The sequence below is a fragment of the Micromonospora sp. WMMD961 genome (genome assembly GCF_029626145.1).
Lineage (GTDB): Bacteria > Actinomycetota > Actinomycetes > Mycobacteriales > Micromonosporaceae > Micromonospora.
The window spans coordinates 2,874,813-2,885,000 of sequence record NZ_JARUBJ010000002.1; the positions used below are offsets into that span (position 1 = coordinate 2,874,813).

The following is a 10,188-nucleotide window of genomic DNA, read 5'->3' on the forward strand; positions in this document are numbered from 1 at the left end:
AGACCGCGACCGGCCGGGACCAAAGTCACGGATTCCACTCCGCGCTTTGCACGCAAGTACGTAACTTCGTAGTATCGACGCATGGGTACGATGGAGGAGCGGCTTGCCGCGCTGGAGGCGCAGGTCGCCACCCTGACCGAGCATCTGACGGCGACACCGGCGACGCCGCCTGCGCCCGAGGGCGCCTTCTGGGCCCTCGACGGCCTGAAGCAACGACTGCCGGCCGACGGCACGGGCGCGGTCCTCTACACCGGCACCGTCCGCGTCGCCGACCAGCACTACGACTGGCAGTACGGCCGCACCGTCGACGACCTGCTCGCCGCCGACTGGACAGAACTGGCCAGCACCCTCTCCGCGCTGGCCCACCCGGTGCGGCTGCGGCTGCTGCGGGAGGTCCTCGGCGGTCGGCAGAGCACCAGCGAGCTCGCCGAGATCGAGGACCTGGGCACCACCGGTCAACTGCACCACCACCTGCGCCAGATCACCGCCGCCGGTTGGCTGCGCAGCGCCGGCCGGGGTCGGTACGCGATACCGGCCGAACGCGTGGTGCCGCTGCTGGCCATCCTCACCGCCGCCGGCCGTTGAACCCCGCCCCCGAGGCACCGACCGCGCGAGCCACCACCACTGTGGACACCCCTCGCGTCGATGGAAGGAGCACCATGCGCAGGGAAATCGTCAGCACCCTCGTCGTCGCGCTGATCGCCGTCCTCGTCGGGGTCGCGCTGATGCCCCGAGTGCCGCGACTCGGCTCGCACGGCACCGGCGATCCCGGCCTGATCAGCGCCGCCCGAGCCGCTGCGTCCGACCCGAAGGGGCACCGAGGGCTTGCCGTCGCGCTGGTCGAGAACGGCCGGGTCCGCACCGCGGGTCTGGGCGACCGGGACCTCGCCGGTCGGCCCGTCGAGCCCGGCACCGCGTTCGAGATCGGCTCGATCACCAAGGCGCTCACCGGCATGCTCCTCGCCGACCAGGCCGCCGCCGGTGTCGTCCACCCCGACGACCCGCTCGGCGGCACCTGGCCCGCGATCACCGGCCCCGCCCGCGACGTCACCCTCGCCGAGTTGGCCAGCCACCGTGCCGGGCTGCCCCGGGTGGCCCTCGGCTCCCCGCTGGCCTGGGCGCGCATGCTGTTGTCCAACGTCTCCGGCGGAAACCCGTACGCCGGGCAGAGCGTCGACACCGTCCGCGGCGCCGCCGACCGGGCCACCCCTGGCGACGGGCGCGGCGAGGTCCACTACTCCAACCTGGGGGCGTCCGTGCTCGGCCATGCGCTCGCCGCGAAGGCCGGCGTCGCGTACCCCGATCTGCTCCAGGAACGGCTGCTGCGGCCGCTCGGCATGACCGCCACCGTGGTCGCGGCCCAGGCCGACGGCCTGCCGGCCGAGCGCGCCCACGGCAGCCGCGCCGGCGGCCGGCCGCTCGACCCCTGGACGGGTGCCGGCTACGCACCGGCAGGCACCGGCGCCTGGTCCACGGCGGAGGATCTGGCCCGGTTGGCCGCCGCGACCCTCGCGGGCACCGGGCCGGGCGTCGACGCCGCCACCGCCCGGTTCCGCGAGGACGGGGACACCCGCATGGGGTACGGCTGGTTCACCACCCGGCACGGCGATCACGAGGTGGTCTGGCACAACGGGGCGACCAGCGGATTCCGGTCCTACATCGGCCTCGAACGGGCCACCGGCCGGGCGGTGGTGGTGCTCGGCAACACCGACCGGGCGTCGAGCCGATCGGTCTGCGGCTGCTCGGCGTGCCGCAGGAGGAGGCCGAGGCGGCCGCCCCGGTCACCCCGGTCTGGATCGGTATCGGCCTCGCGGTGGCCTTCACCTTCCTCGGCGGCCTGTCACTGCTCGGCACCGCCCGCCGTCGCGAACTGGACCGGGTGACGCTGCTGGCGGCGACGGTGTGGGGGGTGGCCTACCTCGGGTTGGCGCACCGCGTGGGGGACTGGTCGGTGGTGCCGGCGTGGCTGTGGCCGGTCGGGGCCGGCCTGTCCGCGGTGGGAATCGCCCTGGCGGCGTCACGGTGGCGGGCCCTGCCGACGGTCGACGCGAGGGTGCCGTGGCGTCGCCTGCTGTCGGTGGCGAGCTCCCTGGTGGCCGCCGTGCTGGCCGTCGTGGCCGTGACGACCTGAGCGACGCGCGGGCCGCCGGGGTCGCAACACGGCCCCGGCGGCCCCGGCGCTCAGCGGTCGACGACCAGCCGGCGGGCCCGCAGCGCCCGCGCCCACCACGGGCGCGGTGTCGCGGAGCGCAGCGCCGGCGCGCGGACACCCCGCAGGCTGACCCAGCCGCCCGGCCCCATCGTCACCGCGCCGATCGCCGGCGGCTTGCGGCGCCCGACCACGGCGACGGCCGCGGTGAGCACGGCGACCGCGAACGCGCCGGTCGCCGCGGCGAGCAGCCGGTCCGGGTCGGTCACCGGCCGGTACCGGACCCGCCCGCCGGAGAGGACGTACGCCCCCGTCGCCCGGCCGTCACGGACCACCGGCACCAGCGCGGTCGCCGGTGTGCCCGGCAGTTCCAGCACCGGGCCTACCGGCCCTTCGGTGACCGCCGCGGCCGGCGTTTCGGGCGCCCGTCGGGTCGGGACCGGGTTCAGCGGCGCGGCACCGGTGGGGTTGAGGATCGCGGTCATGGCGCTGCCTCCTATCGGGAGTCGGACGTGCCGGTGGTGGCGTCGACCGCGGCCTGTCCGGCGGCCAACCGGGCGATCGGCACCCGGTACGGCGAGCAGGAGACGTAGTCCACGCCGGCGTCGGCGAAGAACGCGATCGAGTCGGGGTCGCCGCCGTGCTCGCCGCAGACCCCGATGGTGAGTTTCGGTTGGGCCGCCCGACCCTCGGCGACGGCAAGCCGGACCAGGCGGCCCACGCCGACCGGGTCGATGCGCTCGAACGGAGACAGCTCGAAGATCCCCCGCTCCAGGTAGGCGTCGAAGAACGAACCCTCCACGTCGTCACGCGAGAACGCCCACGCGGTCTGGGTCAGGTCATTGGTGCCGAAGGAGAAGAAGTGCGCCGCGCCGGCGATCTCACCGGCGGTCAGCGCCGCCCTCGGCACCTCGATCATCGTGCCGAGGGGGATCTCCGGCGCGTCGGGCACCCCGGCAAGGACCGGTTCGATCTCGGCGCGCACCGCGCGGAGTTCCCGCACGTCGCCGACGAACGGCACCATGATCTCCGGGCGAGGGTCGCCGCCGTCGCCCACCCGCTGCGCAGCGGCCTCGGCGATCGCCCTGACCTGCATGGCGAACAGTCCCGGGATCACCAGCCCGAGCCGCACGCCGCGCAGCCCGAGCATCGGGTTGGCCTCGTGCATGCGGCGTACGGCCCGCAACAGCCGACCGTCGCGGCCCGGATCCTCGCCGAGTGCCTCGGCGCGGGCCACCCGCGCGGTCAGCTCGTGCAGCGGTGGCAGGAACTCGTGCAGTGGCGGGTCGATGAGCCGGATGGTCACCGGTAGCCCGTCCATCGCGGTGAGGATCTCCACGAAGTCGGCCCGCTGCAACGGCAGCAACGCGTCCAGCGCCGCGGTCACCTCGTCCGGCCCGTCGGCCAGGATCAGCCGCTCCACCAGTTCCCGACGGGCCCCGAGAAACATGTGCTCGGTGCGGCACAGCCCGATTCCGCTGGCACCGAGGCGTCGGGCGCGCCGGGCGTCCGCCCCGGAGTCCGCGTTGGCGCGTACGCCCAGCCGGCGCACCGCGTCGGCGTGCCCGAGTAGCCGGTGCACCGCCACGACCAGCGGATCGGCCTCCGGTGCCAGCTCACCCGCGAGGTAGCGGGCGACCGGCGAGGGCCGCACCGGCAACTCGCCGGGGTAGACCTTCCCGGTGATCCCGTCGATCGAGACCACCTCACCGGCCCGGACGACCTGGTCGCCGACGGTGAACTCGCCGCGCTCGGCGTCGATGCGCAGCGCGTCCACGCCGCAGACGCAGGTACGCCCCATACCCCGAGCCACCACGGCGGCGTGCGACGTCTTGCCGCCGTGCGAGGTGAGCACTCCCGCCGCGGCGATCATGCCGGGCAGGTCGTCCGGGTTGGTCTCCCGGCGCACCAGGATCACCGGTCCGTCCGCCGCCTCGGCGGCTGCCGAGTCGAAGACGACGCGCCCCACCGCGGCGCCGGGTGAGGCGCCGAGGCCGACGGCGAGCGGTCGCGGCGCACCGGCCAGGTCGAACGCCGGGAACATCAGCTGAGCCAGCTGAGCGCCGGTGACCCGGTGCAGCGCCTCGTCCAGCGTGATCAGCCCTTCGTCGACCAGTTGCGCGGCGATCACGAACGCGGCCGCCGCCGTCCGCTTGCCCACCCGGGTCTGCAGCATCCAGAGCCGCCCCCGCTCGATGGTGAACTCGATGTCGCACAGGTCCCGGTAGTGCCGCTCCAACGTCGCCATGATCTCCAGCAGTCGGCGGTAACTCACCGGGTCGATGCGCGCCAGCTCGGGCAGGCCGACGGTGTTGCGGATGCCGGCCACCACGTCCTCACCCTGTGCGTTGGCGAGATAGTCGCCGTAGACACCGGGCGCGCCGCTGGCCGGGTCACGGGTGAACGCCACCCCGGTGCCGGAGTTCGGGCCGAGGTTGCCGAAGACCATGGCCATGACGTTGACCGCCGTGCCCAGGTCGTCCGGGATGTGCTCCTGGCGGCGGTACAACCGCGCGCGCTGGGAGTTCCACGACTCGAACACCGACCGGATGGCCAGGTAGAGCTGTTCGTGCGGGGCCTGCGGAAACTCGTGCCCCACCTGGGCGGCGAAGATCTTCTTGTACGTCTCCACCAGGTCGCGCAACTGTTCGGCGTTCGGCCCGGCCGGGCCGGCCGTCGCGCGTAGCGCCGCCAACTCCCGCTCGAACTCCTCGGTCGGCAGCCCGTGCACCGTACGACCGAACATCTGGATCAACCGCCGGTACGAGTCCCAGGCGAACCGGGCGTCACCGCTGTGCTCGACCAGACCACCGACCGTGCTGTCGTTGAGCCCGATGTCCAGTACCGTCTCCATCATCCCCGGCATCGAATACCGGCCACCGGAGCGGACCGCCAGTAGTAGCGGGTCGTGCGGGTCGCCGAGCCGGCGGTCCAGACGCGCCTCCACGTCGCGCAGGTGCGCGTTGACCTCGGTGAAGAGCCCGTCCGGAGGCGCACCGGTGCGCAGGTAGGCGCGACAGGCGTCAGTGCTGATGGTGAACCCCGGCGGCACCGGCAACCCCAGCCGGGTCATCTCGCTCAGGTTCGCGCCCTTGCCACCCAGCAGGTCGGCCCTGCCCCGGTCACCCTCGATGAAGTCGTAGACGTACTTGGGCATGGCTCCGGCCTCCACATTCCGTTTGCCGCACGGACCTCTCCATCTGTTCGTACCAATGTCTGCGGGGCCGTCGGCAGGGCCGGACGGTACGGTCCGCCCGCCAGAGGTCCCGCACTGTCACCGCCGGTGCGTACCCTCACCCGATGACTTCCGATGTGCGGCTGCGACCGGTCCTGGAGGACGACCTCGTGGAGTTCTTCCTGCACCAACAGGACCCGGAGGCCAACCGGATGGCGGCGTTCGGCCCCAAGGACCCCACGGACCGTCGTGAGTTCGCCCAGCACTGGGCCCGGGTGCTGACCGACCCGGTGAACCTGGTCCGCACCGTCGAGGCCGACGGCGAGGTGGTCGGCTACGTGAGCGCCTTCCCGGTCGACGACCAGACCGAGGTCAGCTACTGGATCGACCCCGCGCGCTGGGGTCGGGGGCACGCCACGGCGGCCCTGGCCGCCCTCCTGCGCGAGCTGCCCCGACCGGTGCACGCCCGCGCCGCCAAGGACAACGCCGCGTCCCTCGCGGTGCTCCGCAAGTGCGGGTTCGTGGTGGTCGGTGAAGACTCGGGGTACGCCAACGGCCGCGGCGAAGACGTCGAGGAGTGGCTGCTGGAGCTGCCCGCCGATGGCGCTGACCTGGGCGGGCACTAGTCTCGCGGAGTGAACTGGTTGGATCTGGTCGGCTGGGCCGGCTCCGCGGTGCTGGTCTGGTCGCTGTTGCAGTCGCGCGTCCTGCGGCTGCGCGCGCTCAACCTCGTCGGCTGCGTGGTGTTGATCGGCTACAACGCCGCGATCGAGGTCTGGCCCATGGTCGGCCTCAACATCGTGCTCGCGGTGATCAACATCTGGTATCTGCGCGGGATGCTGGCCACCCGCCACGACGAGAAGACCTACCAGGTGGTCGAGGTCGGCGTCGGCGACCAGTTCCTCGCCCACACGCTGCGGGTGCACGCCGCCGACATCGCCCGCTTCAACCCCGACTTCCACTGGGACCCGGGCGCGTCAGGGCGCTCGGCGTTCCTGGTGGTCACGGCCGACGAGGTGGTCGGGGTGGTGCTGTCGCACGCCGAGGCGCGCGGCGTCGCCCAGATCGACCTGGACTACGTGACCCCGAAGTTCCGTGACTTCACCCCGGGTGAGTTCGTCTACCGGCGCAGCCACCTGTTCACCGAACGGGGCTTCCACCGGGTGGTCAGTCCGCCCCGGATGGTCGCCCCCTACTACCACCGGCTCGGCTTCCGCCCGGAGGGCGACTCGTACGTCCTCGACCTGCCCGTGCCGGCGACCACCGATTCCGCGTAGGCTCGCGGGGCAGGATTCGGCCGGCACGGGACGGGGCAAAGACACGCCTACGCCGAGCGGGCTCACCGACCGGCGGGCGCCGCGCGTATCTGCCGGTGCCACCACCGGAGAGGGAGCGAACCGGGCGTGCAGAGCTACGGGAGCCAACTGGCCCTGGTCGGAATCCTGATCGTGATCAACGCGCTCTTCGCCGGCAGCGAGATGGCGTTGGTGTCACTGCGGGACAGCCAGATCCAGCGGCTGGAGCGCACCAGCCGCGCAGGGCGGGTGCTGGCCCGGCTCGCCAAGGACCCGAACCGCTTCCTCGCCACCATCCAGATCGGCATCACCCTCGCCGGCTTCCTGGCCTCCGCCGCGGCGGCGGTCTCGCTGGCCAAGCCCCTGGTGCCGCTGCTCGGGGTGTTCGGCGGCGCCGCCGAGACGGTGGCGATCGTGGCGGTCACCCTCGCGCTGACCTTCGTCACCCTGGTCTTCGGCGAGCTGGCGCCCAAGCGGATCGCCATGCAGTCCGCCGAGCGGTGGGCGCTGCTGGTGGCCCGCCCACTCGACCTGCTGGCCTCCTTCACCCGCCCGGCCGTCTGGGCCCTGGGCGCCACCAGCGACCTGGTGGTCCGCCTGGTCGGGCTCAACCCCAAGCACGAGCCGGAGGAGATCGGCCCGGACGAGCTACGGGACATCGTCGCCGGCAACCACGGCTTCACCAAGGAGCAACGCACCATCATCGCCGGGGCGGTGGAGATCGCGGATCGGCGGTTGCGGGCTGTCCTCGTACCCCGGTTGCAGGTCTTCACGCTCGACAGCGGGACCACCGCGGAGGCCGCGCGGCTCGTGCTGGCCGCCACCGGGCACTCCCGCGCTCCGGTGGTGCGCCACGGCGGCCTGGACGACACGGCCGGCGTGATCCACCTGCGCGACCTGGTGGGAGTGCCCGACGACCGCCCGGTCGACGAGATCGCCCGACCCCCCATGCTGCTGCCCGACTCGCTGCCCGTGGTGGACGCCCTGCGTCAGTTCAAGGCCGAGCGTCAGCACATCGCGCTGGTCGTGGACGAGCGCGGCGCCGTCGACGGCATCGTGACGCTGGAGGACATCCTGGAGGAGATCGTCGGAGAGATCTACGACGAGACCGACCGGGACGTGAACTCGGTGCGCCGTGACCCCGACGGCGCGTTGCTGTTGCCCGGCACCTTCCCGGTGCACGACCTCCCGGACGTCGGCGTCGAGCTGCCGTCGCGACCCGCCGGGGACTACACCACCGTCGCGGGGCTGGTGCTGGCCCGGCTCGGGCACATCCCCACCGTCGCCGGGGAGGACGTCACCCTGGACGGCTGGGTGCTGATGGTGGCGGGCATCGATCACCGGGCGATCACCGAGGTACGGCTCAGCCGCGTACCCGAGGACACCGACACCGACACCGACGCCGAGGCGACCGCGGAGCCGGTGCTGGACGAGGCCCGCAGCTGAGCCGCCCGGGTGCCGCGGCTCAGTCGCGTGCGAGGTTCTGCAGCCGCACCTGACCGCGGGCGACCAGCCGATCGTCGGCATCGGTGATCTCCACCTGCCACAGCTGCTGGCTGCGGCCCCGGTGCACCGGGGTGCCGACGGCGGTCAGCTCCCCGTCCCGGACGGCCCGCAGGAAGTCGGTCTGGTTCGACACCCCGACCACGGTCCCGCGGTCGGCCAGCCAGAGGCCGCCACCCACGCTCGCCGCGGTCTCCACGACCGAGCAGTACACCCCGCCGTGCAGGATGCCGTACGGCTGGTGCAGCTCCGGTCGCACGTGCCAGCTGATGACCACCCGGTCGGCGGACGCCTCCTTGAACGTCAGGCCGAGCAGGGCGACGAGACCACCCGTCAGGTCCGGCATCTCCACGGCACATCCCTCCTCGATCAACTTGGCGCAAGCCTAACCGGGACGGGTTGCGGCAAACCCGGTACGGGTCGGTGCCGGCGATGGGGGAGAATCGGTGACCGTGACCGACAGCAGCCTCCCGCCGCCCGGGCGGGACTCCCTGACCGACGACCTGCTCTGGCGTGGCCTCATTCAGGACTCGACCGGCCTCGACGAGCTGCGCGAGCTGCTCGACGGTGGGAAGTCCACCACCTACTACGTGGGCTTCGACCCCACCGCGCAGAGCCTGCACGTCGGCTCGCTCATGCAGGTCACCACGGCCCGCCGGCTGCAACTCGCGGGGCACCGCCCGTTGCTGCTGGTGGGCGGGGCGACCGGGCAGATCGGCGACCCGAAGGAGAGCGCCGAGCGGACGCTCAACCCGCCCGAGGTGATCGCCGGCTGGGTCGAGAGGATCCGGGAGCAGTTGGCGCCCTTCGTGTCGTACACGGGCGACAACGCGGCGCAACTGGTCAACAACCTGGACTGGACCGGCGAGATGTCGGTGGTCGAGTTCCTGCGCGACGTGGGCAAGCACTTCCCGGTGAACAAGATGCTCGCGCGGGAGGTGGTGCGGGCCCGGCTGGAGACCGGCATCAGCTTCACCGAGTTCAGCTACCAGTTGCTCCAGGCCAACGACTTCTTCGAGCTGCACCGCCGACACGACTGCCAGCTCCAGTTCGGCGGGTCCGACCAGTGGGGCAACATCACCGCGGGCGTCGACTACGTACGCCGGCGAGGTGCGGGGCCGGTGCAGGCGTTCACCACACCGCTGGTCACCAAGGCCGACGGCACGAAGTTCGGCAAGACCGAGGGCGGTGCCGTCTGGCTCGACCCGACGCTGACCAGCCCGTACGCGTTCTACCAGTTCTGGCTCAACGTGGACGACCGAGAGGTCGACCGCTACCTGCGCTACTTCAGCTTCCGTACGCGTGAGGAGCTGGAGGAGTTGGCGAAGGCGACGGCCGAACGGCCGGCGGCCCGCCTGGCGCAGCGGGCGCTCGCCGAGGAGCTGACCAGCCTTGTCCACGGGCCGGAGGAGACGCGGCAGGCCATCGCGGCCAGTCAGGCGCTCTTCGGGCGCGGGTCGCTAGACGAGCTGGCTGCGGAGACGCTGCGCGCGGCGCTGACCGAGGCCGGCCTGGTGCGACTCTCCGGCGACCTGCCGGACGTGGCCGGTCTGTTGCGGGACTCGGGCCTCGTGGGTGGCCTCAAGGAGGCTCGCCGGGTGATCGCCGAGGGCGGCGCGTACGTGAACAACAACCGGGTGACCGAGGTGGACGCCCAGGTCTCGCCAGCCGATCTGCTGCACGGGCGTTACCTGGTCCTGCGCCGCGGCAAACGCTCGTTCGCGGGCGTCGAGCTGGGCGAATAGCTGGCTGTCGACGGTGTGACGGGGGACGCGTTCGGCGGATTTGACGATCATCCCGCCGGACGCGTAACTTTCTCTCTGCCAGCGCGGAACGGGGCAAACAGGGCGAAAGTCCTGAGGCTGCGAAACGAGCTGGCAACCGGGTCAGATGGGGGTTCGCTCCTGTGGGACTCGGCCGGGCGGGGCTTGCCGGATTGGCCGCGAGGCGGATTTGGTGCGGCGAAGCCGACCGGGTAAGGTTTGCGACCGGCAGGGCACCGGGCGAGCGTGCGGGACACCGCAGCGGCCGGCCTGCCAAATCCGTGACGAGAGCGGCGAAAGCCG

10 protein-coding genes are annotated in these 10,188 nt (G+C 72.5%); 7 read left to right on the top strand and 3 right to left on the bottom strand.

The features are described from left to right. Positions 1-81: 81 nt before the first annotated feature. From O7614_RS13580 to O7614_RS13590, 3 genes are all read left to right on the top strand, one after another. Positions 82-585, top strand: coding sequence for a helix-turn-helix domain-containing protein (locus O7614_RS13580; RefSeq protein ID WP_278138807.1), 504 nt, complete (start codon positions 82-84; stop codon positions 583-585). A 74-nt stretch (positions 586-659) separates the two neighbouring features. Further along, entirely contained in the window at positions 660-1,883 is a 1,224-nt protein-coding gene (locus tag O7614_RS13585; RefSeq protein ID WP_278138808.1) for a serine hydrolase domain-containing protein, read from the top strand. Then, on the top strand, positions 1,814-2,131 hold the full coding sequence (locus O7614_RS13590) for a hypothetical protein (protein ID WP_278138809.1): 318 nt from the start codon (positions 1,814-1,816) through the stop codon (positions 2,129-2,131). The genes O7614_RS13585 and O7614_RS13590 overlap by 70 nt, the downstream gene beginning before the upstream one ends. 50 nt (positions 2,132-2,181) lie before the next feature. On the opposite strand, the gene O7614_RS13595 is transcribed toward O7614_RS13590, so the two are convergent. Together O7614_RS13595 and ppdK are read right to left on the bottom strand one after the other, a co-directional pair. Further along, on the bottom strand, positions 2,182-2,634 hold the full coding sequence (locus O7614_RS13595) for a hypothetical protein (protein WP_278138810.1): 453 nt from the start codon (positions 2,632-2,634) through the stop codon (positions 2,182-2,184). Positions 2,635-2,645: 11 nt separating this feature from the next. Further along, the gene (gene ppdK, locus O7614_RS13600) at positions 2,646-5,306 is read right to left on the bottom strand and encodes a pyruvate, phosphate dikinase (protein ID WP_278138811.1); all 2,661 of its coding nucleotides are present in this window, start codon (positions 5,304-5,306) and stop codon (positions 2,646-2,648) included. A 143-nt stretch (positions 5,307-5,449) separates the two neighbouring features. Between ppdK and O7614_RS13605 the strand changes: the two genes are divergently transcribed. The 3 genes from O7614_RS13605 to O7614_RS13615 all read left to right on the top strand — a co-directional run bounded on the left by O7614_RS13605 (position 5,450) and on the right by O7614_RS13615 (position 8,065). Further along, positions 5,450-5,950, top strand: coding sequence for a GNAT family N-acetyltransferase (locus O7614_RS13605; RefSeq protein WP_278138812.1), 501 nt, complete (start codon positions 5,450-5,452; stop codon positions 5,948-5,950). Between the two features lie 9 nt (positions 5,951-5,959). Further along, positions 5,960-6,601, top strand: coding sequence for a hypothetical protein (locus O7614_RS13610; RefSeq protein ID WP_278138813.1), 642 nt, complete (start codon positions 5,960-5,962; stop codon positions 6,599-6,601). A 126-nt stretch (positions 6,602-6,727) separates the two neighbouring features. Further along, the gene (locus O7614_RS13615; RefSeq protein WP_278138814.1) at positions 6,728-8,065 is read left to right on the top strand and encodes a hemolysin family protein; all 1,338 of its coding nucleotides are present in this window, start codon (positions 6,728-6,730) and stop codon (positions 8,063-8,065) included. A gap of 19 nt (positions 8,066-8,084) precedes the next feature. Here O7614_RS13615 and O7614_RS13620 read toward each other — a convergent pair whose 3' ends face one another. Further along, on the bottom strand, positions 8,085-8,468 hold the full coding sequence (locus tag O7614_RS13620) for a PaaI family thioesterase (RefSeq protein ID WP_278142251.1): 384 nt from the start codon (positions 8,466-8,468) through the stop codon (positions 8,085-8,087). 106 nt (positions 8,469-8,574) lie between these two features. Here O7614_RS13620 and tyrS point away from each other — a divergent pair, with 106 nt between their 5' ends. Next, positions 8,575-9,867 (top strand): tyrosine--tRNA ligase, encoded by a 1,293-nt coding sequence (gene tyrS / locus O7614_RS13625; RefSeq protein WP_278142252.1) that lies wholly within the window; start codon positions 8,575-8,577, stop codon positions 9,865-9,867. Positions 9,868-10,188 lie beyond the last annotated feature (321 nt).